The sequence below is a fragment of the Hymenobacter ginkgonis genome, assembly GCF_009755225.1.
Lineage (GTDB): Bacteria > Bacteroidota > Bacteroidia > Cytophagales > Hymenobacteraceae > Hymenobacter > Hymenobacter ginkgonis.
In genome coordinates, this window is sequence record NZ_WQKZ01000003.1 from 246492 (window position 1) to 271272 (window position 24781).

Sequence of the window (24781 nt, forward strand, 5' to 3'; positions counted from 1 at the left end):
GAAAATATATAGAACGTCAGGCTGAATGCAGGGGGTAGCTGGCGCGCAGCGTTAGGGTTGTGCCACGACGCGCGCCAGCTGTTTTTCGGCATTCAATATGACGCTCAATGGATTGGTTTTCAAGCGAAAGCAGCTTTCGCCGCCTTGCGGTAGTCCTCAAAAAAAGCGGCGTTGGTCTTGCTATCGGTGAAAACTTCGAGCACCGCCGCGCCGCTTTCGGCCGCAAAGAAAACCGGTAGCGCCGCTTCAAGTTCGGCAAACGAGGCTACGGGCAGGTAGCGCAGCTGAAAATCGCGGCACAGGTTCTCGGCCGTGAGCGCCTGCGTGGTTTCAAAAAACTCGTCCAGTTCGGGTTGCTGGCGCGGCCCGTCGATGAGCCGGAAAATGCCGCCGCCGTGATTGTTGAAGAGCACGACCCGTAGGTTGGGGGTAGGGTAGTTGTGCCAGAAGGCGTTGCGGTCGTAGAAGAAGGCCACGTCGCCGGTCAGCAGCACCACCGGCCGCTCGGGTTGGGCCAGCGCCGCGCCCACCGCCGTGCTGTTACAGCCGTCGATGCCGCTGGTGCCGCGGTTGGCAAACACCTCAATTTGCTGCCCCGCAGGCAAGCCAATAATATTGGCGTAGCGCACGGCCATGCTGTTAGCTAAGTGCAAGGCCGTGGCATCGGGCAGCGCCGCCAGGGTTTGGTAAAAGGCCGTGAACTCGTTGAACGGCTGGCCTTTGGCGGCGAAGAAATTGGTCAAAAACTGCGTGGCCGCAGCATCGGCCCGCGGCCAGGTAATAGCTAGCTCGGTGGTTGCGCTAGCATTCGAACCGGTTTCTGCTTTTGCAGAGAGGATGGAATTCGAACCCACGATAACTTTTTGCACAGATTCGGATAAGGAGGGATTCGAACCCCCGGACCGGTTATAGTCTTTGGTTTCGAAGACCGCCAGCTGCTGAAAAAACGCCGCCGGCTGCACCCGAATAATGCGTGTGAGGCTGCGAAAGGTATCGGCCACCGGCCCGGCGGGCTGAATATGCCAGTGCTGCGCCGGAGCCGCATCGCGCAAAAATAGCTTCAAGCTCTTTGAAATCAGCGACTGGCCAAAGGTGATAAGCAAGTCGGGCCGCAGCGCGTCCTTCTGCTCTTTGGGCAACCCAGCCAGAAAAACGTCTTGCTTCCGCAGGGCCGCTACCCCCTCTAAATTGGTGATGACATCGGCCACGACCGGCACTTGGCGCGCGGCAGCAAACTCGTGCAGCGCCGCAGTTAGGCCAGGGTTGCTGGGCTGCTGCCCGGCCACTACCAGCACGCGGCTAGCCTGGCGCAACAGCTGCCGCAGCGTCAGGATTTCGGCGGGGGGTAGGGTGGCGTTGGTCTGGTCTTCGTGCATAATTTTGACCTGCTGCTCGTAGCCCATTTCCTCGCCCGGCTTGGGGTAGAAGGGCTCGCGCAGCGGCACATTCACTTGCACGGGCCCAGCCGGAAAAGCCTGCGCCAGGTTAATGGCCTCGTTGAGGAGGCGCTCGCCGTGCCACTTGGCATCGGCGTGGCTGGTATCAGCGGGGAAATCAAATGTGCCCTTGGCGTGCGCACCGTACAAGTCGCGCTGCCGGATGGTCTGGCCATCGAGCTGGTCTATCCATTCGGGTGGGCGGTCGGCCGTGAGCACAAGCAGTGGTAGCTGCTGAAAGTACGCCTCCGCTACGGCCGGCGCGTAGTTGAGGCCCGCCGTGCCGCTGGTGCACACCAGCGCCACCGGCCGCCGCGTAGCCTGCGCGATGCCCAGGCCGATAAACGCCGCTGCCCGCTCGTCGGGCACCACGCGCAGCTTGCCGCGGTAGGCCGGGTGCCGCGCAAACGCCAGCGTGAGCGGCGCCGAGCGCGAACCCGGCGACAAAATGACGTCGGTAATCCCGTGTTGGGCGCAAATTTCGGCGATGTTAAAAACGGCCTGGAGAGAATTCATGGCGGATAGTGAAAAACCAGTTGGCATGCTGACGAGGGAAGCAGCTTGTTAGGATATAATAATCTGTACGCAAACCTGACAAGCTGCTTCCCTCGTCAGCATGACGTGCTTTTCCTGTGAGCAATGAGCTAATTAGATGGCCAATACTGCCGCCACGGTTTGCATTTTATACTCGGTTTCCTGCCACTCACGCGTCGGGTCTGAGTCTACGGTGAGGCCGGTGCCGGCGTATAGTATGGCCTCGGTGGTGCGCACTTGCAGGCAGCGCAGGTTCACAAACAAACGCGAAACACCCGGCGCCCCCACGTTTACGGGCCCTAGAAAGCCGCTGTAGTAAGCGCGGTCGTAGCCTTCGTAGCGCTGCAAAAATGCTAGAGCGGCTGCCTTGGGCATGCCGCCCACGGCAGAGGTAGGGTGCAGTAAGCGGAGCATATCGGTGCCCAAGGAGGAGGGGAAGGGGACGTTTTTCAAGTCCACTTCAAAGTCGGTGCGCAGGTGCAGCAGCTGCCCAGCCACCACGGTGCGCGGCCCGGTTTCTTGGTATTCGCGCAGGCGCAACTGCTTGAAACAACTCACGATGTAGCGCGCTACCAGGGCTTGTTCCTCAATCTCCTTTTGCCGCCAGATGGCATCTTGCGGTAGCCGGCCCGGCACCAACGGCTGGGTGGCCGCCAGGGCCATGGTGTGAAACTGCCCATCGGCCGTGACTTCGGCCAGCACTTCGGGCGAGGCGCCCAACCAAGTGCCTACCCCCGGCACGCTCACCAACGACACAAACGCCCGCTCGTAGCGGGCACTCAGCTCGGCGAAGGCCACCAGCGGGTCAAAACCAGGGGGTAGGGGCAGGCGCGCGGCGCGCGAGCTCACGACTTTCACCACCTCCTTGGCCTTAATGGCGGCCACACCGGTGCGCACCAACTGGGTGTATTCGGCCTCGGTAGCGGCAGGCGGGGCGGGCTGCCCACCGTGGTGCCAGGCCAGCTCGGGCAGGGGGGGTAGGGCCAGCCACGCCGTAAGCGCCGGTACCAAGTCGCGGGCAGCGGGCGATACCACCACCGCGTCGGGCCGAGCCACATCAAACTGCACATCGGCGGGCAAAAAAAGCGCCGGGTTGTGGTCAGAGTCGCGAAAAGGAAAGAAGGCAAAGCCCGCCGGCGCTTGGCCATCGAGGGCAGGGGGTAGGCCCGTGTACGTGGCCTCCAGCGAGCGGGCCACCAGCAGGCGCGGGTGCGCGGCGCCCGGCTCGCGCCAGATGGCCAGTGGCCGGCTCGTGCGCAGCGCGCCTGCCGCCAAGTGGCGCAGTCGGGCCTGGGCGTCGAGGCCAGCTGCCGCGGTGGGCCAAAGTAGCTGGCGAGGTTCGAGAACCGGCATCAGGCTGCTTTTTCCTGGGTAGCCGGCAGGTCAATCACGGCCATCGTGATGCGGCTGATGCAGACGAGGGCGCCCGTTTCTTCGTGCGTAATGCGAATTTCCCACACCTGCGTGGTGCGGCCCACATGCAGCGCCGTGGCCCGGCCCCGCACCCAGCCTGCCCGCACGCCCTTGATGTGGTTGGCGTTGATTTCGAGGCCCACGCAGGCCTGCTTGGTCACGTCGATGCGGGTAGCCGCGCCAATGCTGCCTAGGGTTTCGGCCAGCGCCACCGAGGCGCCACCGTGCAGCAGGCCCATGGGTTGGTGCGTGCGCCCATCAACGGGCATGCGGCCTTCGAGGTACTCGGGGGTAAGCGCGGTAAGCTCAATGCCCAGCGTGTCGGCCAGGGTAGGGCGGTGGGCCACCCAAGTTTTTACGTCGTCCAGCGTCACGGAATCACAGATTTAAGCGAAATTGACAACTGGCCGGTGCCCGGCGGCGGGCCAGTCGTCGCTTTCTTTACCAAGGAAGCGTTCCTTTGTTTCGCTGCAAAGCTACTCGGCGCCGCGGTGCCCATGGCCCCATCGGGCTTGCCAACCTAAAAACCAGCAATTTCTTCATTCCAGGCAGCTTGGCAGCCCAGCCATTCTACCTTCGAGGCATCCGTCCCCTTCGTTTTACTTCGTGATTCAGCTCTACCTACTTCGCCACGGCCAAACCGATTTCAACGTGCAAGGCATTGTGCAGGGCAGTGGCGTCAACTCTAGCCTCAATGACAAAGGCCGCCAGCAGGCCGAGCGGTTTTGGGCCGCCTACCAGCACGTGCCATTTGCCCGCGTCTACACCTCCGAGCTGCGGCGCACGCAGCAATCGGTGCAGCATTTTATCGATAAAGGCATTCCGCACGAGCACTACGCCGCCCTCAACGAAATCAGCTGGGGCACGCGCGAGGGCACCCGCATCACGCCCCAGGAAGACGCCGAGTACGCCCAAACACTGGCCCAGTGGGCCGCCGGCAACCCCCACGCCCGCCTGCCGGGCGGCGAAAGCCCAGCCGAGGTAGCGGCCCGCCAGCGCCCCTTTATCGAGCTGCTGCAAAGCCGTCCGCACGACGAAATTGTGCTCGTTTGCCTGCACGGCCGGGCCCTGCGCGTGCTGCTTTGCCAGCTGCTGGGCTACCCCCTCAGCTGCATGGATGGCTTCGAGCACCACAACCTCGGCTTATACAAGCTTCACTATACTGGTTCGCTTTACACGATTCGCAATTTTTTGGATGTAAGCCACTTATCTTCGTAAAAAGGGCCGCCGTAACCAGCAATAAGCTGGCTTACTTAGGTCCGCCAAAATTTGCTGGCCCCCCGGCTGGCGTTGGCGCCAATTTTCGCCCTAATTTTGGCCTTCTCAACTCCGATAGCAACCGCGCAGCCCAGACCCATCATGGCCGTAGTAATTAAGATGCCCAAAATGAGCGACACGATGACCGAAGGTGTCATCGCGGCCTGGCTCAAAAAAGTAGGTGACAAAGTAAAATCCGGCGACGTGCTGGCTGAAGTCGAAACCGACAAAGCCACCATGGAGCTCGAAAACTACGACGATGGCACCCTGCTCTACATCGGTCCCAAAGAAGGCGAAGCCGTCGCCGTCGATGGCGTGCTGGCCGTAGTCGGCAACGAGGGCGAAGACTTCGCCAGCTTGCTGGGTGGCCAAAGCGGTGGTGCCGCGCCGCAAGTGGTTGCTGCTCCGGCGCCAGCAGCTCCTGCCCCCGCCCCAACGCCCGCTCCGGCGGCTGCCCCTACCCCCGCGCCAGCCGCCCAGGCTGCACCGGCACCCAGCGCCCCCGCCGCGCCCGCCAACGGCAAGAAAGCCACCGTGGTGCGCATGCCCAAAATGAGCGACACCATGACCGAGGGCACCATCGCGGCCTGGCTCAAAAAGGTGGGTGACAAAGTAAAATCCGGCGACGTGCTGGCCGAAGTCGAAACCGACAAAGCCACCATGGAGCTCGAAAATTACGAAGACGGTATTTTGCTCTACACCGGCCCCAAGGAAGGTGAAGCCGTTGCCGTCGATGGCGTACTAGCTATTATCGGCGAAGAAGGCGCTGACATTCAGGCTTTGCTGAATGGCGGCAGTAGTGGCGCAGCCCCCGCCGCCGCGGCTCCGGCCGAGACGGCCGCCCCGGCCGCCGTTGCCCCTACCCCCGCTGCGGCTGCCGAGCCTGCCAGCACGGGCCGCCTGCTTGCCTCGCCGCTCGCCAAGAGCATCGCCAAGGATAAAGGTCTCGACCTGCGCCAGATAAAAGGCACCGGCGAGAACGGCCGCATCGTGTCGCGCGACTTGCAAAACGCCCAGCCGGCTACCGTAGCCGCCCCTGCTGCTGCGCCGGCCGCTACCCCCGCGCCGGCCCCGAACGAGTACATCCAGGCCGCGCTGCCCGAGCAGGCCGCGGCCAAGCCCGCCGCTACTCCGGCCCCCGCGCCGGCCGCTGCCGAAGGCACCTACACCGACACACCCGTGTCGCAGATGCGCAAGGTGATTGCCAAGCGCTTGTCTGAGAGCCTGTTCACGGCGCCGCATTTCTATCTCACGATGGAAATTCTGATGGACAAAGCGATGGAAACTCGCGTGAAACTCAACGAGCTGTCGCCGGTGAAGCTGTCGTTCAACGACATGGTTATCAAGGCGTCGGCCGTAGCGCTGCGTCAGCACCCGGCCATCAACTCGTCGTGGCTCGGCGACCGTATTCGTCAAAACAAGGTGGTGAACATCGGCGTGGCCGTGGCCGTGGACGAAGGCCTGCTGGTACCCGTTATCCGCAATGCCGACGGCAAGGGCATGTCGCAGATTGCCACTGAGGTAAAAGAATTGGCTGGTAAGGCCAAGAGCAAGAAGCTGCAGCCAGCCGAGTGGGAGGGTAGCACCTTCACCATTTCCAACCTGGGCATGTTTGGCATCGACGAATTCACCGCCATCATCAACCCGCCGGATGCCTGCATCCTGGCCGTGGGCGGCATCAAGCAAACCGCCGTGGTGAAAAATGGCGAACTGGCCATCGGCAACATCATGAAGGTGACGCTAAGCTGCGACCACCGCGTGGTAGACGGCGCTACGGGCGCAGCCTTCCTGCAAACGCTGAAAGGCCTGTTGGAAGACCCCATGCGTATGCTCATCTGAGGCCTTAATTAGCCTTTGGTAGTATAGTTTTTGATTGACCCTATAAAAAACCAGCCCTGCCAGGCTGGTTTTTTGTTTTTATTCTAAATCTGACCCCTAATCAGAAGGTCATTTAGCTACGAGTGTATATTTGCCCGACACCCCAAAAACACTTATACACCGGCACTATGAAGCACAGCTTACTGATTTTGCCACTACTGGTAACGAGTAGTGTAGTATGCGCCCAAACCCGAACGCTGACGGGCCAAGTGCTGGACGCCGACGGCCGCCCCGTAATTGGAGCTACGGTTGTGGAGAAAGGCACCAACAACGGCACGGGCACGGATGGCGCCGGCCGCTTTGTGCTGCGGGCGCGCACCGCTCAGCCCCGGCTGGTGGTGAGCGCGCTGGGCTACGCCGGCCAGGAGGTGAGCGCTGGCGACGGGCCTATTGCCGTGCGCTTGGCCACGGGCAATACCGCCCTCGAAGATGTGCAGGTGGTAGGCTCGCGCAGCCTCAACCGCACCGTAACTGATTCGCCCTCACCCGTTGATATCATCGACGTGCGCGAGGTGACGGCTAAGACGGGCCAACTCGATGTAAACCAACTGCTGCAATTTGTGGCGCCCTCTTTCAACTCGAACCGCCAAACGGGCGCCGATGGCGCCGACCACGTAGACCCCGCCACGCTGCGGGGCCTGGGCCCCGACCAAACGCTGGTACTCGTGAATGGCAAGCGCTGGCACCAATCGTCGCTAGTAAACCTGTTTGGCTCGCGGGGCCGCGGCAACACGGGCACCGACTTGAATACGATTCCGGCCGCCAGCATCGAGCGGATTGAGATTTTGCGCGATGGTGCATCGGCCCAGTATGGCTCCGATGCCATTGCCGGCGTCATCAATATCGTGCTCAAAACCAGTACTAAGGAGCTGACGGCCAACGCCAACTACGGCGCCTACACCGCCAAGTATCGTTTCGATGATAAGAATTTTGACGGCGGCAACTTCAACGTAAATGCCAACTACGGCGTGGCCGTGGGCAAGGGTGGCTTCGTCAACCTCACGGCCGATTACAACCAGCGCGAGCATACCCAGCGGGCCAACGTGCCCAATACGGAAGGTATTCAGCGCCGCGAATACGGCGACCCCAAGGCCCTCAATACCTCGGCTTACCTCAACAGTAAGCTGCCGATAAGCGAGAATATTTACGCCTACGTATTTGGCGGCATCAACGTGCGCAAAGGCGATGCCTATGCCTACACGCGGTTTCCGACGGTAACGGACGCCAATGGCAATACCATTCCGAACCCGCGCAGCAACGCGGTGCTGTATCCCAATGGCTTCGACCCCATCATCAGCAGCAGCATTTTCGACGGGCAGGGGGTAGCGGGCGTGCGCGGAAATTTTGGGGGCTGGGACGTGGATTTGAGCAATGGCTTCGGCTCGAATCGCTTTCACTACGGCGTGCGCAATTCGCTGAATGCAACCCTAGGTGCTACCTCGCCCACGAGCTTCGATGCGGGCGGCTTCCAGTTGCAGCAAGATGTGGTAGACCTCAACATCAGCCACAATTACAAGACTGTGTTGCAGGGCCTGAACGTAGCCTTTGGTAGCGAATACCGCCGCGAATGGTACTCCCTTTTTGCCGGCGAAGCAGCTTCCTACACCAACTACGCGCCGGGCTCGGGGATAGCGGGCGGTGCCCAGGGGTTTCCTGGTTTCCAGCCGCGCAACGAAGTGAAGGCCAGCCGCAACAACGTGGGCGTGTACGCCGACGCCGAACTCGACGTGACCAAGGCTTGGCTGGTAGAGGGCGCCGTGCGCTACGAGCACTACACCGACTTTGGCAGCAACGTAACCGGCAAGGTGGCCACTCGCCTCAAACTGAGCGACAACTTCTCGTTGCGCGGCACGCTGAGTACGGGCTTCCGGGCACCTTCGCTGGCACAAATTAATTTTAATACGGTGTTTACCAACGTAGTAGGGGGTAAGCCGATTGATATTTTGCTTGACCGCAACGATGGCCCGGTGTCGCGAGCGGTGGGCATTCCGGCCCTCACGCAGGAGCGCTCTAAGTCGGCGAGCGTGGGCTTTACGGGCCGGGCGGGCTCGATTTTGAGCTTTACGGTGGATGGCTACTACATCCACATCAAGGACCGCATTGTGCTCACGGGCACGTTCGACCAGAGCGATAATGTCATTGGCTCGACCCTGGCTGGCTTGAACGTGGGCCAGGCCCAGTTCTTTGCCAACGCCGCCTCAACTACCACCTGGGGCCTCGACGCTGTGGTGGCCAACACGATAGGGGTAGGCAGCGGCCGCCTCACCACCACGCTGGCCGCCAACCTCAACCGCTTGCTGGTCACGGATGTAAAGACTACCCCCGGCCTCGCAGGTAAGGAGGATGTATTCTTTGGCCAGCGCGAGCAAGCGTTTGTAAAAGCCTCGGCGCCACCTTATAAAATCAACCTGACCTTTGATTATAACCTGGGGCGCTTCGGAGCGCTGGTGCGGTTTGTGGAGTTTGGCGGCGTGAAGCTATACGACTACAACGAGGACCTTAACGACTACGGCCACCGCCTCACCACCGACGTGGCCCTGAGCTACGCCCTTACCAACCAGCTGCGCTTGTCGCTGGGCAGCTCCAATCTGTTCAACAAGTACCCGACCTTCTTCAATCCCCAGGCCACCGAAACCGGCGGCGCCTGGGACCCCGTGCAGATGGGCAGCAATGGCCGCTTCCTTTTTGCGAAGCTGCAAGCCCGCTTTTAGAGGGGGTAGGGGCTGCCCTGCCGCCAGGGCCTAAAAATAGAACGTCATGCGGAGCCTTGGTGCAGCATCTCGCCCACGCCGGTAGGATTAGGAATTCCAACGGCCCAGGCAAGATGCTGCACCGCGCTCAGCATGACGTTCTTATGCTTTAGAAGCAAGTCTTTCTAGCGCTCGCTCGGCACCGGTGGGGTAGGGGGTTGTATTTTTGCGTCATGCTACCAAAAATTCGCTCCACGACCGTGCTCGGCGTGCGCCACAACGGCCAGATTGCCCTCGGGGCCGATGGCCAGGCCACCATGGATAAGCACGTAGCCAAAAACAACGTGCGCAAAGTGCGCCAGCTAAACGACGGCAAAGTTGTGACTGGTTTTGCCGGCTCTACTGCCGACGCTTTTATGCTGCTCGACCGCTTCGAGGAAAAGCTCGGCGCGTACGGAAACAACCTCAAGCGCGCGGCCATTGAACTGGCCAAGGATTGGCGCAAAGACCAGTACCTGCGTAAGTTAGAAGCCATGATGGTCGTTGCCGATAAGGACGAGCTACTTATCATTAGCGGCACCGGCGACGTGCTGGAGCCCGACTCCGACGTGGCTGCCATTGGCAGTGGCGCCATGTATGCACAGGCCGCCGCGCTGGCGCTTAAGAAGCACGCGCCGCACCTCACCGCCCGCCAAATGGTGGAAGATGCCCTGCACATCGCCGCCGACATCTGCATTTACACCAACCATAATCTGATTATTGCCGAGCCGGCGTAATCCCTTTTCCGTTCTTCCCGTTTGTCATGGCGAGCGCAGCGCAGCAAGCGCACCAGAACGAGTCGTTCAGGCTTCGTTTTGGTGCACTTGCTGCGCTGCACTCGCCATGACAACTGATTTTAAAGGGCCAAATACCCACCCATTCCATGCAAATCACCAATTTCCTCAAGCACCACTACCGCCACTTCAACGCGGCTGCCCTCATTGATGCGGCCGATGGCTACAACAAGCACCTTGCCGAAGGGGGCAAAATGATGATTACCCTGGCCGGCGCCATGAGCACCGCCGAAATGGGTATTCAGCTGGCTGAACTCATTCGCCAAGATAAAGTGCAGGTTATCAGCTGCACGGGTGCTAACCTAGAGGAAGATATTTTCAACCTCGTGGCCCACGACTTCTACGAGCGCGTGCCCAACTACCGCGACCTTACCCCCGCCGACGAGCACGAGCTGTTGAAGCGCCACATGAACCGCGTGACCGATACGTGCATTCCCGAAGAGGAAGCGATGCGCCGCCTCGAGCACGTGGTACTGAAGTTTTGGGAGAAGGCCGACAAAGCCGGCGAAGCCTATTTCCCCCACGAATTCTTCTACCAGATTCTGCTCTCGGGCGAGCTGGAGCAGTACTACCAGATTGACCCCAAAGACTCGTGGATGCTGGCGGCGGCCGAAAAAAACCTGCCCATCATCTGCCCCGGCTGGGAAGACTCGACGCTCGGCAACATCTACGCCGGCCACGTTATCACAGGTGACATCCAGAACGTGCACACCATGAAAACCGGGATTCAGTACATGATTTACCTGGCCGACTGGTACACCAAAACTGCCACTGAGGAAAGCAAAATCGGCTTCTTCCAGATTGGCGGCGGCATCGCTGGTGACTTCCCCATTTGCGTGGTGCCCATGCTGCACCAAGATTTGCAGCGCCACTCGGTGCCGCTGTGGGGCTACTTCTGCCAGATTTCGGACTCTACTACCAGCTACGGTAGCTACTCGGGTGCCGTGCCCAACGAGAAAATCACCTGGGGCAAACTAGGCGAGAAAACGCCGAAATTCATCATCGAAAGCGATGCGACCATCGTCGCTCCGTTGATTTTTGCGATTGTATTGGGGCAATAATTGCCGCTTAATCGCTTACGAAAAAGCCCGCCTCTGCATTTCAGGGGCGGGCTTTTTAATGGGTTTAATTATCTAATTAACTACAACGAACTACGTCTGTCAGGCCGGTGCAGGAAACATCTTGGCCGCTTCATCTACATAACCTGCTGACAAGAGGCTTCCTTCGTTAGCATGACAAACGGTTTTGGCTGCGTTGTATTTACGCCTCAACCGGGAAGCTCGTAGCCGTGGCTACCCCTTGCCACTGCTGCAAGTCGTGCTGTATAGTGGCTATTTTTTGGTCAGCCACTTGGTAGGCATCTTCGCCTAAGAAGAGGTGTACGGGCGGGTTTTCAGCCGCACTTACTTGCATGAGGACCTGGGCCGCCTTGACTGGGTCACCGGGTTGGTTGCCGTTGATTTGCTGCTCGTGCGCCGCCTGCGAGTCGCGGATAGACTGGTAGGCGTTGATGGGATTCTTGGGTGTGCCCAACGAGCCGGACGATAAAAATTCGGTGCGGAAATAGCCCGGGTATACCACCGTAGCTCGGATGTTAAAATCTTTTACCTCAGCGGCGTACGACTCGGTGAGGCCGGCTACCGCAAACTTGGTGGCGCAGTAAATGCCGAACCCCGGGAAAGCCCCCGAAAACCCGCCAATAGACGAGATATTGAACACGTGGCCCCCGCGCTGCTGCCGCAAATGGGGGGTAGCCTGGCGCAGCACATGTAGCAAGCCAAACACATTGACGTCGAAGTTTTGGCGCGCTTCCTGGTCGCTTAGTTCTTCGAGGCCGCCCAGCAAGCCGTAGCCGGCATTATTCACCACCACATCGAGCCCGCCAAGCGTGCTGACAGTGGCTTCGATGGCCTGGCGCACGCTGGCCTCGCTGCTCAAGTCCAGGTGCAGGGGTAGGAAGCGGTCAGTTGCAGCCGATACAGCCTGCGTTAGCTCGGCCAGATTGCGGGAGGTGGCGGCTACGGCGTAGCCGGCGGCTAATAACTGCTGCACGAGCGTCAGGCCCAGGCCCTTCGAGGCGCCCGTCACGAACCATATTTTCTTGGTATTCATCGCTGTGGAAATCTTGGTTGAAGTAATAAGAATCGCTGAGGGCGAGGCGGCCGAAGAGATAAAGCATGGCTAAGAGCTTAAAAAGGGGGTGGTGCAGTATATAGACGCGATACCGCGCGTCTTACCGTAGTTGCAAGCCAAAAAAGCTAGTCGACCAACGCCCACTCTTTCGGGATGAAGCCCCATGTAGGCCCTACCCCCCAAATTGAGTGGAAGCCGTGAGTGCTTCCCACGCCTGGAAGTTTTGCCCGAGCACCTCCAGCTTGTGGGTAGCGCGCTGGTAGGCATCTTGGCCGAGCAGCAGGTGCAGGGGCGGGTTGGCTTCGGTGGTGATTTGCATGATGGCTGCGGCAGCTTTCTCGGGGTCGCCGGCCTGCGCGCCATTCATTTCGAGGTACTTGGCGTGCGAGGTGCGAATAGCCTCGTAGGCCGCAATGGGTTGCTGCGGCAGCGTCAGTGATTCGGTGGTGAGGAAGTTGGTGCGGAAAGCGCCCGGCTCCACTACCGTCACCCTGATGCCAAAGTTGGCTACGTCCTGCGCCAGCACTTCCGAGAAGCTGCTCAGCGCCGCTTTGGTAGCCGCATATACGGCCCAGCCAGTAGCACCGGCAATCGCCGCGATGGAAGAAATATTGATGATGTGCCCCGCGCCCGCTGCCCGCAAGTGTGGCAGGGCCGCCCGCACCACGTTCAGCGCCCCAAACACATTCACGTCGAAGGCTTGGCGCGTTTCGGCGTCGGTCAGTTCTTCAATACTGCCGCCGATGCCGTAGCCGGCATTATTCACCACTACATCGAGGTGGCCCAGGGTGCTGATAGCCTGCTCGATAGCCTGCTGCACGCTGGCTGGGTTGGCCAAGTCAACTTGCAGGGGTAGGAAGGCCGCCGAATTGGTGCCCACGGCTTGGGTAAGGCTGACTTGGTGGCGCGAAGTGGCGGCCACGCGGTGGCCTTCGTGCAGCAGGCGCTTAACCAGCGTGAGGCCTAGGCCTTGCGAAGCGCCGGTGACAAACCAGGTTTTGGGAGTGCTCATAAGTTTTGCGTTTTTGATACTGCAAAACTAGAAGTGCCTACTGCCGGCCGGCTTGCCCAGTTCAAACCAATGCTTGCGAAAATCAAACAGCCCGCATGGCCGAGGGCGCTACCCCCAGGTGCTTGCGAAAGAAGTTGCTGAAATGGGCCGGCTCCTCAAACCCCAGGCAGTAGCTGATTTCGGCCACGTTCCAATCGGTATGCTTGAGCAACGCATGGGCTTCCTGCACGAGGCGGCCCGCAATGAGCTGGGTAGTGGTTTTGCCCGTCACTTCCTTCAGCGCGCGGTTCAGGTGGTTGACGTGCACGGCCAGCTGCCCGGCAAATGACTCCGCACTGCGCAGCTTCACCCGCTGGTCGGGCGCCTCGATGGGAAACTGCCGCTCTAGCAACTCCGCAAACAGCGAGGCAATGCGCGTGGCGGCCGTGCTGTCGTGGTAGAGCGTGGTGGCGGGTTGCAGTTTCAACGCGCTGTGCAGCAGCTCAAACACGTAGGTGCGCAGCAAGTCGTACTTATACGCATAGTCCGACTCTATCTCCGCAGCCATCTTCTCAAACACGGGCTTGATAACAGCCAGCTGTGCATCAGTCAGGAAATAAACGGGCTGCCCGCCGGGCCGAAACATGGGCATATCCTGCGGCTGCGGGCCGCCCTGCCGCTGCAAAAAAGCCTCCGTGAAAATGCAGAAATTACCCGATTGGTCCTCGTTCAGCGGCTCCCACTCGTAGGGTACCAGCGGGTTAGCAAAAAAGAGGGCGTTGCCGCGCAGTTCGATGGTCTTATCGGCAAAGTGGTAGTTGCTATGCCCCGTCACCAACGTGATTTTATAGAAATCCTTGCGGCTATACGGCATCTTGCACGCCTTGGGGCCCACGTAGTCATCGAGCCGAAATACGTTGAAATGCCCAATATCTTGCCGTAGGTTTTCGGGCAGCCAATGGATTTTCTGCTGGTAAAAGTCTTCGAGGGTCTGGAGCTTCGACATCGGGCAAAGTTACGAGAATCAAACGCTACTGCTGCCCCAGGTGCTCATCAGTGAAATGCGCTTGGTGAGGAGGTAGGGCAAACTTCTCCGCATTGTACGCCGCCGAGCCACCACGCGGAATGGAGAGTGACTGCCACGCCTCGCCCTGCACCAGCTTGCCGATAAATACCAGCTGGCCCACGTGGTAGGGGTAGTGCGCCAACTGCCGATTGATGGCTTCCATAACAGTATGGCCCTGGTGGCGGATGTAAATAGTGCGTGCTAGGTCACTGGGCGTCAGCGCATCTAAGGCTGAAAACAGGCAGTGCCACCCCGCTTCCCAACGCGCTAGTAGCTCGGCGCGGGTGCGCAGGTCGTTGTCAAATTCGGCCTCGCGCTCGCGCCAGGGCTTTTCGCCGTCGCTGGTGAGAAAGTCGGTCCAGCGCGACAACATATTGCCCCACAAGTGTTTCACGATGGCGGCCATGCTGTTGCTGGCGGCGTTGGGCTGCCAAAACAATTGGTCGTCTGACACCTGCGCGAAGGTTTGCTCGCCCAACAACTTATAATAGGCAAACTGCTTGCGGGCACTAGCGAGGAAGTCCTGAGACATGCTGGGTAGAAATAAGGGGGTAGGGCGGGCGGCGCCTCTTTGGCGAGCTAAAAATAAACTACCCCGTGCTTCGTCTGCTTGGTTCGCAGTTGAGCAAGAAGATTTTACCCGCAGCTTGTTATCCTTACATGGCAACAACTTCCATCCCGAAGAAAATACTGGCCCGCCAGCACGAAATAACGGCCGAGTTTCGGCGGCTGGTAGTGGCGCACGTGGCGGATGTGGCGGCCGGCCGCGCTACCGAGATGCTCGAAATCCGCGACTTTGCCAGCCAGCTCTGCATCCATCCCACGCATCTCAGCAACACCATTAAGCTGACGACGGGCCAGCCGCCGTGTTTCTTTTTTGAGGCAGAAATCCTGAAGACGGCCCAGCAGCTACTGCGCGATACGACTCGGCCCGCGGCCGACATTGCCACCCAGCTCACTTACGACCCGTCGAATTTCACCAAGTTTTTCAAGCGCTTTGCCGGCGTCACGCCCAAGCAGTACCGCGAGCAGGTGTGGGCCGCGCGGCGCGAAGAATTTTCGGAACTACTCACCATTTAAAGTGGGCTACTCACCATAAACCCCGGGGCCGAGTAGGGGACCTTTGTCAGGTCAATTCACCCACGAAATTCTCAACTAAGCAACCTAATGAGCACTTCCAAAATAGCCCTCGTCACCGGTGGCAGCCGCGGCCTGGGCAAAAATATGGCCCTGAGCCTCGCCCAAAAAGGCATCGATGTCATCCTTACGTATCACAGCCAGCAAGCCGAAGCTGAAGCCGTAGTGGCCGAAATAAAGAACCACGGCCGCCAGGCCGTCGCTTTGCAGCTCGACGCCTCCGCGGTGAAAACGTTCGACGGCTTCTTCGAACAAGTAAAGGCTGCCCTGCGCGACACGTTCGGCGCCGATAAGTTCGATTTTCTTATCAACAACGCGGGCACCGGCCTCTACGCCTCATTTGCCGAAACTTCAGAGGAGCAGTTCGACCAGGCGCTGAATCTTCACTTCAAAGGCCCGTTCTTTCTGACCCAGAAGGCGTTAACATTGCTTAATGACGGCGGCCGCATCGTCAATATTTCGTCGGGCTTAGCGCGGTTTTCCTACCCCGGCTCGTCGGCCTACGCCAGCATGAAGGGTGCCATTGAGGTGCTGACTCGCTACCAGGCTAAGGAACTGGGCGCGCGCGGCATCGCCGCCAACGTGGTAGCCCCCGGTGCCATCGAAACCGACTTCGGCGGCGGCCACGTGCGCGACAACAAAGAACTGAACGCACAAGTAGCCTCCGCTACGCCCCTCGGCCGCGTGGGCCAGCCCGACGACATTGGCTCTATAGTAGCCTTCCTCTGCACCGAGGATGCGAAGTGGATTAATGCCCAGCGCATTGAGGCCTCGGGTGGGATGAACATATAGCCAGCTATCGGTTGATATGGCCTAACGCACAACGCCGTGCCTTCCAACAGATTGGGAGGCACGGCGTTGTGCGTTAGGCAAGACCCTAGTTAAAGCAATACGATAGAAGCAAGAACGGCTTTAAATTTCTCTTCTTCTGGTAGTTGCCTTTGCTGACTGTAAAAATTAATTGTAAAACAGTGCCTATTTAAGAGCGCAAAGAAGCTATGCGCATACCATCTGCCAGGGTTGCTTTTGCCATCCCAAGCCGGTATGTTGCGCACCCCTTCAGTCCAAGTGGTTTTGCCAATTACCAAAGTGCGCGAGCCTATAAAGCGCGGGCTACCCATATCGTCTAGGTAGCCCGCTCGTAGTTCCTTGAGATAGTCAGCGCCAGATTGATACCTACAGTTCGCAACGGTTCCAGGCATAAACTCACCGACCTTTTTGCCATTGGCATTTAAGATAATGCTTCCTTCAAATTTCCAAGTCTGTGGAATTTTAAAGAGATGCGCTGGCCGTTATCATCTATAAAAGCCTCTTTTTTGACGTCTACTTTACCTGCTTGCTGCGCATTGGGGGAGCCCATCGCTAAGCAAAGAAAACGTACTACTAAGAGCTTGGTCATAAACTAAAACCGGAACAGCGGCCGCGCCGGGTTCCAGATGCCCCACGGAATCATGAGCAGCACCAGTAGCAGGGCGATGCCGTAGTAGATGAAGGCGGTTTTGTGTTTCTGCACGTCGCTGAGGCGTTTTTTGGAAAGTGTGCGGCCAATCTGGGCGATGAGCACGGCCAATACCATCATTACTACGTGCTCCATGCCGAAAAAGCGGGTAGTTGGGTCCTTCATGGCGCCGGCTACTTTCATAGCTTTCAGGCCCACAGGGCTGAGGCCGAAGTACAGGCCCAGGCCCACGATGAGTTGCAAAAGCATAAAGCCTACAAAGCTGGCTCCGAACGCGTTGTCGCCCTTGGCGAAGGCCCGGCGGCCCGTCCAGCCTACGTAGCCGCGATAGACGGCTACCAGACCCGCGCCCAGCACAAACCAGCGCAACCACGAGTGAAGAAACAAAAGAACGGAGTAGGCGCTCATACGGGGGGTAGGGAAATGCCAGGCAGCCCGGCCAGTGATAAAACTGCCGCGAAGCTACGGGTTGGCTTTTTTAGTTGGGAGCACTGGCCTGGCGGTACTTGCGAAGCGTACGCGTAAGCGCTTGCTAAACACTACCTAGCAATGGCTAGCGGAGGAATTAAAACTCGCCCGGCTCGGGGATGGGAGCGGGCGCGCCGCCGCGCGCCGCTTTAGCACGCTGCTCGTCGCGGATGGCTACAGCCAGGGCAATAAAGATGGAAAGAAACGGCAGCGCCAGGCCCAGCAAAAACCACTTCAGGCGCGAGTGGCCGTGCGAGTAGGCGATGTACATAGTGATGGATGCCAGCAGGGCATCGAGCAGCAGCAGGGCAATGGCCCCAAAGAAAAAAGTAGCAAACATGAATTACCGCGCTTTGCCGCGCTTAACGAGATAGGCATACAACACTTTCTCAAACGGCTCGCGCACATCAACGGGCACAAAGTCGATTTTGAGTTGCCCGCAGCGCAATGCCAAGTCTTCTTCAAACTGCCGCATGGCCGCCCGGTACTGCTCGCGCACTTGGGCTGGTTGCAGGCGAATTTCCTGGCCCGTTTCCATGTCCTCAAAAATATAGGGCCGGTCCTGAAAGTCGAAATTGGCCTCCGTGGCCCGGTCGAGCACGTGAAACAGCAGCACCTCGTGGTGCTGGTGGCGCAGGTGCTGCAAGGCCGCCAGCGCCGCCTCCTGCTCGGCCGCCCCGCGCCCCAGCATATCGCTAAATATCACCACGAGCGAGCGCTTCGGAATCTGCTGCGCAATGGTGTGCAGCACGCCGGCCACGTCGGTAGCGCGCTGTGCGCCGGCCGGGGGGGTAGGGCGCTCCAGCAGTTGCTGCATAGCCAGCAGCAGCGTGTGGCGGTGCGCCGAAGTCGAGCGCACCGGCGTTTGCAGCTCCACTTGCTCGGCAAAGGTGACGAGGCCCACAGCATCGCGCTGGCGCTGCAGCAGCGTGGTGAGCGCCGCCGCTGCCAGCACCGAAAAGCGCAGCTTGTCGTGGCCGGGAGCGGGGTAGTACATGCTCGGGCTCACATCAAGTAGCAGGTAGGCCCGCAAGTTGGTTTCTTCCTCGTAGCGCTTCACAAATACCTTGTCGGTGCGGGCAAATACTTTCCAGTCGATGTGCCGGGTGCTATCGCCCGAGTTGTAGAGGCGGTGCTCGCTGAACTCAACCGAAAACCCGTGGTAGGGCGACTGGTGCAGCCCCGTAATAAAACCATCAACCAGCTGCCGCGCCAGCAGCTCTAGGTTTTCAAACGAACGGATGGCGGCAAGGTCGAGGGGGGGCGAAGGCATAAGACTAAAATTACTAGGATATATGGAATACGTAGCTAGCCCTCAAGGCGATAGCGAGGGATAGGGCGGGGGTTACTGGTAGGCCGGGCTGGCGGTGTGGCTAGCCCCCTGCGCGAAGTAGCTTTAGAGGCTGATAAACAAGGTGCCGGCAACCAGGGTTTCATCAAGTAATTTTTGGTTAGACCAGCGCACTTTTAAGCAATTTAAATTAGTAAATCTGGCTTTATATTTGCGAATGGCCTGTAAATCTGGCTGCCCCGACTACCCTTTATTTCACTCTCTCCAATAAATCTCGCTTGTGGAAGACCGCTACTCTAAAGACCAAGAAGAAATCTACTCGTACCGTATGAAAGCTGGTAAGCGCACATACTTTTTCGATGTGAAAGCTACGCGCGGCCAGGACTATTACCTCACCATCACCGAAAGCAAGCGCCGGCCCGGCAGCGACCCCGACGGCCCGGCGACCTACGAAAAGCACAAAATATTTCTCTATAAGGAGGATTTCAACAAGTTTATCGATGCCCTGCACGATGCCGTTGACTACGTGCGCGACGAGCTGCTGACGGCCGAAGAAGTAGCCGAGCTCGACCGCCCGCGCCCCACCTACGACGGCGAGCAGCCCCGCGAAGGCGGCCAGCCCTCGGCCGCTGCCGACCTCGGCGATAGCACCTACTAAGCCCCACAGCCGGGAAAGTTTACCCAAGCGCGCCGCGGCCTCCGAAGGGGGTAGCGGCGCGCTTGGCGTTGGGAGGGGGGTAGGGTGCCGCCGGCTGCCGTACCTTTGCCTTAGAATTGTGGGCAACTCATAATTCATAACTCACAACTCCTAACTCCACCAAAATGGGCCTCCGCTGCGGTATTGTCGGCCTGCCGAACGTCGGCAAATCCACGCTTTTCAACGCGTTATCCAACGCCAAGGCCGAATCGGCCAATTATCCTTTTTGCACCATCGAGCCCAATGTGGGCGTCATTACCGTGCCCGACGAACGCCTCCAGATTCTGGAAGCCCTCGTGAACCCCAAGCGCGTGCTGCCCACCATTATCGAGTTTGTCGACATCGCCGGCTTGGTGAAGGGCGCCAGCAAGGGCGAAGGATTGGGCAATAAATTCCTGGCCAACATTCGCGAGGTAGACGCCATTATTCACGTGGTGCGCTGCTTCGACGACCCCAATATCGTGCACGTGGCGGGCGGCGTCGACCCGGTGTTTGACAAGGATGTCATCGATACCGAGCTGCAAATCAAAGACTTGGAAAGCATCGATAAGAAGCTAATCAAGTCGGAGCGTAGCGCCAAGGCCGGCGACGCGGCCGCTAAAAAAGAAGTGGCCAGCCTCCACAAGTTTAAGACGGCGCTCGAAGCCGGGCAGAACGCCCGCGCCCTCGACGCCACCGCCGACGACCTTGAGGCCGTGGCCGACTTGCAGCTGCTCACCATCAAGCCCGTGATTTACGTGGCCAACGTGGACGAGGCCAGCATTGCTACCAACGGCAACAAGCACGTGGCTGCCCTGCGCGAGCACGTGAAGAGCGAAAACGCGCAAGTAGTGCTCGTGTCGGCCGCCATCGAGTCGCAGATTGCCGAGATAGAAGACCCTGAGGAAAAAGCCATGTTCTTGGGCGAGTATGGGCTCACCGAGTCGGGCCTCAACAAGCTCATCCGCGCCAGCTACGAGCTACTCAACCTCATCACCTACTTCACGGCCGGCGTGCAAGAAGTACGCGCCTGGACGGTGCACCGCGGCGACAAGGCGCCCGCCGCCGCCGGCGTTATTCACTCCGACTTCGAGAAGGGTTTTATTCGGGCTGAAGTTATCAAACTCGCCGATTATCAGGAGTATAAGACTGAAGTAAAAATCAAAGAGGCCGGCAAAATGGCCGTGGAAGGTAAAGACTACGTGGTGCAGGATGGCGACATCATGCACTTCCGCTTCAACGTCTAGGACCGCGGATTTCACGGATTTTGTGGGTGTAGCTACACCTGACATTACCAACAGAAAAGGCTACCCAAGTGGGTAGCCTTTTCTGTTGCGGCTTGTTAGATTAACGCTACGTAGCGCCGCCTACAAAATCCGAGAAATCCGCGGTCCTATTTGCCTACTATTTTATACAGCTGTCCTTTGCTAAGGCGGTCGGTGGTTTGCATCCCGTTGAGGATGGCCAACTCTTCGTAGCGCTTGCTGGGCACGCCAGCGGCGGCGAAAGCGGAAGCGAGAGTAGTAGCGCTGGCCGCCGTTTTGACGTGCACGTGCTCGGGCTGGCGGTTGAGTTTATTGGCATCGGTGAGACGCTGGTAGCCCTGCGCCACGCTGGCAAATTGCGGGGCGTAGGTGGCAAACGATGCCGCAGGCGCCAGCCCAATGAGCGCGTACACCGTTTTACCATCCTGGATGAGGTAGGCGCGCACGTGCGCCGGGGTGCTTTGCTGGTCAGAGGCCGCCTGGTCGCCTTCGACGGCCAGGGCCGAAAAGCCGTTCAGCGTGGTAGCCTGCGAGCTGGTGGCCGTGAGGCCCAGCTGCTTAACTAGTGCCTGGGCAGCGGCATCGGGTGTGCCGGTGCCGGCCGCCGTGAAAGCCATCAGCGCCTTGCCGCTCGGCTCGGCCATCTGAAATTGCTCGGGCGTGTTCTGAGTTTTCCACCCAGCGGGTACGGGAAATTGCAGCTTCAAATCGGGGTGGTAAAACGCGTTACTCTCCACAAAGCCCTGGCGCGGGTCGTCGCCAAAGGGCAGGCCCTCGATAGAGCGCAAGTAGCTGTCGCGGTTGACGGTGAGCGTGCGGTTGCCGAGCGTGCGTTTTTGCGCCGCCGCCAGGCCTTTTACGCGCTCGTAGCGGTCGGCCGAGTTGGGGTGGGTAGAGAGGAAAGTGGGCGTGCCGCCGGCGCCGCTCAGCTTTTCGGTGCGCTCGAGGGTGAGGAAGAAATCGGCCATTTGCGAGGCATCGTAGCCAATCTTAGACGAATACTTCACGCCCAGGCCATCGGCCTCGTTTTCGGCATCGCGGCCGTACTTGAGCAGCCCTACCCCCACCACCGACGACAAGGGCTGGGCAATGGCCGCCACGCGGCTCGATGCCATGGAGGCGGCGCCCAGCAAAATGCTGCTGATAGTAGAGCGCGTTTGCTGCTTCTGGCCGTGGCGCGCCGTGATGTGGCCCAGCTCGTGGCCCAGCACCCCCGTAAACTGCGCCTCGTTGTTGAAATACGCCATGATGCCGCGCGTGAAGTACACGTGGCCATCGGGGGTAGCAAAGGCGTTGATAACCGGCGAGTCCACGATGGTGAAACCGTAGTCGCCGGGGCGGTCCGAGATGGCCGTCATCTGCTTGCCCTGCTTCGTGATATACTGCTGAAGGGCAGCGTTTTCGTATAAGCCAAACTGGGCTATTACCTGGGGGTCGGGCTTAGCGCCTTGCAGCGGGTGGGCCGCCAGGGTAGTGCTGAGGGTTGGAAACGTGAAAGGCTGGGTGGCCGGGCGCGGGGCCGCGCTTACCAAGGGGAGCAGCAGTAGGGCCGCACCAGCGCGCAGAAAAGGGAATTTCATGGAAGAAAAGAGTAGCCCGAAGGCCAGAGATGAGCAATTAATGAACTTTGCAACGCAGCTAGTGGGGGCGAAGGTTACGGCCAACTCGCGCCGCCGCCGCGCTCCCTACCCCCCTAAAACAAGAATAGGGCCATATGGCCGCGCCGCGCGGGGCCCGACTTCATGGCTGACTTACGGTAGGAGTGTAGTTTTGTAGTCCACTGGTTTTCGTACTTATGCGTTTCTCTCGTTTCCTGGGTATTTGCGTGCCGGCTGCCATGCTGCTTGCTGCCTGCGCCCGCCAGCCCATCACTACTACGGCGGCCACTGCGGCCACGGCCAGCAAACTGCCCCCCAGCAAGGCGCCGGGGCATTTCCTCGCTACCCCCCCCGTTATCGACGGACAAACCAGCGACTGGACCGACTCTTTGCAGTACGACGCCAATACCAAGCTGCAGTACCAGGTGCTCAACGACAACCGTACGGTGTATGTGCGCCTGAAAGCCGCCGACGCGCCTACCCAGGCCAAAATGGCCTACCTGGGCCTCGTGGTGTGGCTCGATACTACTGGCCGCAACCAGCAGCAGTTGGGTATCCGCTACCCGTTGGGTGTCGATTTGAATTCCTTTAAGCCAGCGCCCGAGCGCCCAGCCGGCGCTATGGGCCCCTCGGCCGCCGAGCGCCAAGCCGAGCACCTCGGCCGCCTGCGCGAAGCCGTAGCCAACGCCAACGAAATGGAATTGCTCAACTACAAAGGCAGTAAGGAGCCCACGCTCACCGATGCACAATCGCAGCTCGGCGTGAAAGCCGCCGTGGCCGTGGATGCCCAAAACAACCTTATCTACGAGCTGGCTGTGCCTATGCGCTTGCTCTACCGTCGCCTACCGGCCCTGGCTAGCGGCCAGCCAGCCGTAGTAGGCGTGTGGCTGGCGGGTATGAAGCCCAAACTACCACCCGGCAGCAGCAACAACTCGGACTACAACGTGACGGGTAGCAATAGCATGGGTGGCGGCATGGGCGGTATGCGCGGCGGCTACGGCGGCGGGGGGTATGGCGGCGGCATGCGCGGCGGCGGTATGCGCGGTGGTGGGGGCGGCTCGGGCTTCACCCCGTTGACGCTCAAAACTAGTGCGCCGCTGCTCGGCAAGTAGGTCGCCGAGGGATAATTCCTTAAAAAAGAACGTCCTGCTGAGCTGGTCGAAGCATCTCGCTCGCGCCGTTGGGTTACTAATCCGGCTATGCGAGCGCAATGTTTTCAACCAGCTCAGCAGGACGTTCTTTTTTGAATGCTGCTGTAGCCTAAATACTAGCACAGGCACCCGACCCCAGGGCAAAACAGGGGGGTAGGGAGGCTATTCTTTTAGCAGCTTGTCCACGGTTTTGTTGAAATTGGCTTGCTCTTCGGCGTAATATTTCCCCGTGCCCGGCCCGGCAAAGCCGGTGTGGATGCTGCGCACCGCGCCCTTCTTATCGAGGAAAATAGTAGTTGGGAAAGCCAAGAATTTCGCCAGTTGCGGCAGTGACTTGGCCACCGAATCCTTGTTGGAAATGCCGGCCACGGCCAAGTCGTAGCCGATGTTGTAACGCTCTTTCAGCTTGCGTAGGCGGGCGGCCGCTTTGTCGTACTCGGGCATCCGCTCGTAGCCTAGGCCGATTACCTCCACGCCGCGCGCCTTGTTTTTCTCGTACCACGGCACCATAAAGGCCGTCTCGTCCATGCAGTTGGGGCACCACGAGCCCAGGATTTGCAGTACCACTACCTTGCCTTTGTATTTGGGGTCGCTGGGCGAAATGCTACCCCCCGCCGCCACGCTGGGGAACTTGAAGTTCAGCCGCGACTCGCCTTTTTTGAGGTAGGTGAGGGTGTCGGCGTCGGGCAGCTTGGCGTTGGGATTGATAGCAGCCGTCCAGTTTTCATGGCCCGACTTACCCGAGTAAAAATCCCCGGTAATGCTACTTGGCGTAGCACCAGCTTTCAGCTCGCCGGTAAATAGAAAGGCGTGGCTGCCGTCAAAAGTGCTCATGCGCACTTTAGGGCCATCAGTTTGGCCGGCTAGGTAGCGGTAGTCGCCGGTCGTGGTCAGAAAAGTGCCGGTTAAGTCGCTGTCACTCTGCTTGAAAACCCCCACGGCCGGGTAGGGGTCACCGTCCGCGCCCTTGAACTCCGTTTGCCAAGTTCCGGTGAAAGAAGCTTTGGGGTCGGCGGCGCCTTTGAAAAGTGGCTGTGCGCCAGCCGTAGCTGCCAGCGGCACCCGGTAGGGCGTTTTGGCATCGTATTTTACCCAGCTGCCGCGCAATTTGCCTGGTCCGGCCTCTCGCACCACCAGCGCCGCATCAAAGACGTGTAGCTTGATAGTGGCCGAGTCGCCAGCCGCCGAAATTTCGTCGCAGCGCAGGCGCTCCTCGCCGTTTAGGCCTTTGTTGATGAGGTACACAACGGGCTTGCCGGCTTCCGTTTTCACCTCAAATAAAAACGGTAGTTGCTGGCCCTGAATGGCTAGCTCGCCGCGCCAGGGGCCGGGCGTGAGCAGCGTGGCCGCCGCAACAGCCGCGGCACCCGATTGCGCCGTTGTATCGGTAGTGGCAGATTGGCAGCCGACCAGCAGCGCCGCACTCAAAAGGAGGGGGTAGGCTTTCATGAAAGAGCAAAGTAGAACCCCCAAAACTAGCAGCCTACCCCTTTAGTTATCGCCCA

Annotated in this window: 23 protein-coding genes; 10 read left to right on the forward strand and 13 right to left on the reverse strand. The window is 59.5% G+C overall.

Annotated elements, in window-relative coordinates; translation table 11 throughout:
• Positions 1 to 119: 119 nt before the first annotated feature.
• From menD to GO988_RS12475, 3 genes are all read right to left on the reverse strand, one after another.
• Complete coding sequence (gene menD / locus GO988_RS12465; protein WP_157565904.1) at positions 120 to 1952, reverse strand: 2-succinyl-5-enolpyruvyl-6-hydroxy-3-cyclohexene-1-carboxylic-acid synthase; 1833 nt, start codon at positions 1950 to 1952, stop codon at positions 120 to 122.
• A gap of 132 nt (positions 1953 to 2084) precedes the next feature.
• Positions 2085 to 3323 carry a chorismate-binding protein gene (locus GO988_RS12470; protein ID WP_157565907.1) on the reverse strand — a complete coding sequence of 413 codons (1239 nt, stop codon included), beginning with the start codon at positions 3321 to 3323 and terminating at the stop codon, positions 2085 to 2087.
• A complete protein-coding gene (locus GO988_RS12475; RefSeq protein ID WP_317164855.1) occupies positions 3323 to 3757 on the reverse strand; it encodes a hotdog fold thioesterase in 435 nt (144 codons plus the stop codon). Before GO988_RS12475 ends, GO988_RS12470 begins: the two co-directional genes overlap by 1 nt.
• Positions 3758 to 3989: 232 nt before the next feature.
• On the opposite strand from GO988_RS12475, the gene GO988_RS12480 reads away from it, so the two are divergent.
• The 5 genes from GO988_RS12480 to GO988_RS12500 all read left to right on the forward strand — a co-directional run bounded on the left by GO988_RS12480 (position 3990) and on the right by GO988_RS12500 (position 11102).
• Positions 3990 to 4601 (forward strand): histidine phosphatase family protein, encoded by a 612-nt coding sequence (locus GO988_RS12480; RefSeq protein WP_317164856.1) that lies wholly within the window; start codon positions 3990 to 3992, stop codon positions 4599 to 4601.
• Positions 4602 to 4742: 141 nt separating this feature from the next.
• Positions 4743 to 6479: a pyruvate dehydrogenase complex dihydrolipoamide acetyltransferase gene (locus GO988_RS12485; RefSeq protein WP_157565909.1), complete on the forward strand. Its 1737-nt coding sequence runs from the start codon at positions 4743 to 4745 to the stop codon at positions 6477 to 6479.
• 167 nt (positions 6480 to 6646) lie between these two features.
• On the forward strand, positions 6647 to 9229 hold the full coding sequence (locus GO988_RS12490) for a TonB-dependent receptor (RefSeq protein WP_157565911.1): 2583 nt from the start codon (positions 6647 to 6649) through the stop codon (positions 9227 to 9229).
• Between the two features lie 212 nt (positions 9230 to 9441).
• Positions 9442 to 9984, forward strand: a complete 543-nt coding sequence (gene hslV / locus GO988_RS12495) for an ATP-dependent protease subunit HslV (protein ID WP_157565914.1) — start codon at positions 9442 to 9444, stop codon at positions 9982 to 9984.
• A 146-nt stretch (positions 9985 to 10130) separates the two neighbouring features.
• Complete coding sequence (locus tag GO988_RS12500) at positions 10131 to 11102, forward strand: deoxyhypusine synthase family protein (protein ID WP_157565916.1); 972 nt, start codon at positions 10131 to 10133, stop codon at positions 11100 to 11102.
• Between the two features lie 199 nt (positions 11103 to 11301).
• Here the strand turns inward: GO988_RS12500 and GO988_RS12505 are convergent, their stop codons facing one another.
• The 4 genes from GO988_RS12505 to GO988_RS12520 all read right to left on the reverse strand — a co-directional run bounded on the left by GO988_RS12505 (position 11302) and on the right by GO988_RS12520 (position 14763).
• Entirely contained in the window at positions 11302 to 12153 is an 852-nt protein-coding gene (locus GO988_RS12505) for an SDR family NAD(P)-dependent oxidoreductase (protein WP_157565919.1), read from the reverse strand.
• A 193-nt stretch (positions 12154 to 12346) separates the two neighbouring features.
• Positions 12347 to 13186: an SDR family NAD(P)-dependent oxidoreductase gene (locus GO988_RS12510; RefSeq protein ID WP_157565922.1), complete on the reverse strand. Its 840-nt coding sequence runs from the start codon at positions 13184 to 13186 to the stop codon at positions 12347 to 12349.
• An 82-nt stretch (positions 13187 to 13268) separates the two neighbouring features.
• Entirely contained in the window at positions 13269 to 14171 is a 903-nt protein-coding gene (locus GO988_RS12515; RefSeq protein ID WP_157565925.1) for a helix-turn-helix domain-containing protein, read from the reverse strand.
• Between the two features lie 25 nt (positions 14172 to 14196).
• A complete protein-coding gene (locus GO988_RS12520) occupies positions 14197 to 14763 on the reverse strand; it encodes a DUF1572 domain-containing protein (protein WP_157565928.1) in 567 nt (188 codons plus the stop codon).
• A gap of 128 nt (positions 14764 to 14891) precedes the next feature.
• Between GO988_RS12520 and GO988_RS12525 the strand changes: the two genes are divergently transcribed.
• Positions 14892 to 15311 carry a helix-turn-helix domain-containing protein gene (locus GO988_RS12525; protein WP_157565931.1) on the forward strand — a complete coding sequence of 140 codons (420 nt, stop codon included), beginning with the start codon at positions 14892 to 14894 and terminating at the stop codon, positions 15309 to 15311.
• Positions 15312 to 15398: 87 nt separating this feature from the next.
• On the forward strand, positions 15399 to 16160 hold the full coding sequence (locus GO988_RS12530; RefSeq protein WP_157565933.1) for an SDR family oxidoreductase: 762 nt from the start codon (positions 15399 to 15401) through the stop codon (positions 16158 to 16160).
• 439 nt (positions 16161 to 16599) lie between these two features.
• On the opposite strand, the gene GO988_RS12535 is transcribed toward GO988_RS12530, so the two are convergent.
• The 4 genes from GO988_RS12535 to GO988_RS12550 all read right to left on the reverse strand — a co-directional run bounded on the left by GO988_RS12535 (position 16600) and on the right by GO988_RS12550 (position 18568).
• The gene (locus tag GO988_RS12535; RefSeq protein WP_157565936.1) at positions 16600 to 16767 is read right to left on the reverse strand and encodes a hypothetical protein; all 168 of its coding nucleotides are present in this window, start codon (positions 16765 to 16767) and stop codon (positions 16600 to 16602) included.
• 3 nt (positions 16768 to 16770) lie between these two features.
• On the reverse strand, positions 16771 to 17235 hold the full coding sequence (locus GO988_RS12540) for a hypothetical protein (protein WP_157565938.1): 465 nt from the start codon (positions 17233 to 17235) through the stop codon (positions 16771 to 16773).
• 157 nt (positions 17236 to 17392) lie between these two features.
• Positions 17393 to 17635, reverse strand: a complete 243-nt coding sequence (locus GO988_RS12545; RefSeq protein WP_157565940.1) for a hypothetical protein — start codon at positions 17633 to 17635, stop codon at positions 17393 to 17395.
• Positions 17636 to 17638: 3 nt separating this feature from the next.
• Complete coding sequence (locus GO988_RS12550; RefSeq protein WP_157565942.1) at positions 17639 to 18568, reverse strand: DUF58 domain-containing protein; 930 nt, start codon at positions 18566 to 18568, stop codon at positions 17639 to 17641.
• Positions 18569 to 18866: 298 nt separating this feature from the next.
• Between GO988_RS12550 and GO988_RS12555 the strand changes: the two genes are divergently transcribed.
• A complete protein-coding gene (locus GO988_RS12555; protein ID WP_317164857.1) occupies positions 18867 to 19244 on the forward strand; it encodes a DUF3276 family protein in 378 nt (125 codons plus the stop codon).
• A 164-nt stretch (positions 19245 to 19408) separates the two neighbouring features.
• Positions 19409 to 20509: a redox-regulated ATPase YchF gene (ychF, locus tag GO988_RS12560; RefSeq protein ID WP_157565944.1), complete on the forward strand. Its 1101-nt coding sequence runs from the start codon at positions 19409 to 19411 to the stop codon at positions 20507 to 20509.
• A gap of 146 nt (positions 20510 to 20655) precedes the next feature.
• On the opposite strand, the gene GO988_RS12565 is transcribed toward ychF, so the two are convergent.
• A complete protein-coding gene (locus tag GO988_RS12565) occupies positions 20656 to 22107 on the reverse strand; it encodes a M48 family metalloprotease (protein ID WP_157565946.1) in 1452 nt (483 codons plus the stop codon).
• Between the two features lie 215 nt (positions 22108 to 22322).
• On the opposite strand from GO988_RS12565, the gene GO988_RS23765 reads away from it, so the two are divergent.
• A complete protein-coding gene (locus tag GO988_RS23765) occupies positions 22323 to 23237 on the forward strand; it encodes a hypothetical protein (RefSeq protein ID WP_198172693.1) in 915 nt (304 codons plus the stop codon).
• Positions 23238 to 23438: 201 nt separating this feature from the next.
• Here GO988_RS23765 and GO988_RS12575 read toward each other — a convergent pair whose 3' ends face one another.
• A complete protein-coding gene (locus tag GO988_RS12575) occupies positions 23439 to 24725 on the reverse strand; it encodes a TlpA disulfide reductase family protein (RefSeq protein WP_157565948.1) in 1287 nt (428 codons plus the stop codon).
• Between the last annotated feature and the right edge of the window lie 56 nt (positions 24726 to 24781).

Coding starts and splice junctions, on each gene's coding strand:
- GO988_RS12525 (WP_157565931.1), top strand. CDS start 14,892: ATGGCAACAACTTCCATCCCGAAGAAAATACTGGCCCGCCAGCACGAA.
- GO988_RS12520 (WP_157565928.1), bottom strand. CDS start 14,763: ATGTCTCAGGACTTCCTCGCTAGTGCCCGCAAGCAGTTTGCCTATTAT.
- GO988_RS12545 (WP_157565940.1), bottom strand. CDS start 17,635: ATGTTTGCTACTTTTTTCTTTGGGGCCATTGCCCTGCTGCTGCTCGAT.
- GO988_RS12565 (WP_157565946.1), bottom strand. CDS start 22,107: ATGAAATTCCCTTTTCTGCGCGCTGGTGCGGCCCTACTGCTGCTCCCC.
- GO988_RS23765 (WP_198172693.1), top strand. CDS start 22,323: ATGCGTTTCTCTCGTTTCCTGGGTATTTGCGTGCCGGCTGCCATGCTG.
- GO988_RS12535 (WP_157565936.1), bottom strand. CDS start 16,767: ATGACCAAGCTCTTAGTAGTACGTTTTCTTTGCTTAGCGATGGGCTCC.
- GO988_RS12470 (WP_157565907.1), bottom strand. CDS start 3,323: ATGCCGGTTCTCGAACCTCGCCAGCTACTTTGGCCCACCGCGGCAGCT.
- GO988_RS12550 (WP_157565942.1), bottom strand. CDS start 18,568: ATGCCTTCGCCCCCCCTCGACCTTGCCGCCATCCGTTCGTTTGAAAAC.
- GO988_RS12515 (WP_157565925.1), bottom strand. CDS start 14,171: ATGTCGAAGCTCCAGACCCTCGAAGACTTTTACCAGCAGAAAATCCAT.
- GO988_RS12510 (WP_157565922.1), bottom strand. CDS start 13,186: ATGAGCACTCCCAAAACCTGGTTTGTCACCGGCGCTTCGCAAGGCCTA.
- GO988_RS12505 (WP_157565919.1), bottom strand. CDS start 12,153: ATGAATACCAAGAAAATATGGTTCGTGACGGGCGCCTCGAAGGGCCTG.
- menD (WP_157565904.1), bottom strand. CDS start 1,952: ATGAATTCTCTCCAGGCCGTTTTTAACATCGCCGAAATTTGCGCCCAA.
- GO988_RS12540 (WP_157565938.1), bottom strand. CDS start 17,235: ATGAGCGCCTACTCCGTTCTTTTGTTTCTTCACTCGTGGTTGCGCTGG.
- GO988_RS12530 (WP_157565933.1), top strand. CDS start 15,399: ATGAGCACTTCCAAAATAGCCCTCGTCACCGGTGGCAGCCGCGGCCTG.
- GO988_RS12500 (WP_157565916.1), top strand. CDS start 10,131: ATGCAAATCACCAATTTCCTCAAGCACCACTACCGCCACTTCAACGCG.
- GO988_RS12490 (WP_157565911.1), top strand. CDS start 6,647: ATGAAGCACAGCTTACTGATTTTGCCACTACTGGTAACGAGTAGTGTA.
- GO988_RS12485 (WP_157565909.1), top strand. CDS start 4,743: ATGGCCGTAGTAATTAAGATGCCCAAAATGAGCGACACGATGACCGAA.
- GO988_RS12575 (WP_157565948.1), bottom strand. CDS start 24,725: ATGAAAGCCTACCCCCTCCTTTTGAGTGCGGCGCTGCTGGTCGGCTGC.
- hslV (WP_157565914.1), top strand. CDS start 9,442: ATGCTACCAAAAATTCGCTCCACGACCGTGCTCGGCGTGCGCCACAAC.
- ychF (WP_157565944.1), top strand. CDS start 19,409: ATGGGCCTCCGCTGCGGTATTGTCGGCCTGCCGAACGTCGGCAAATCC.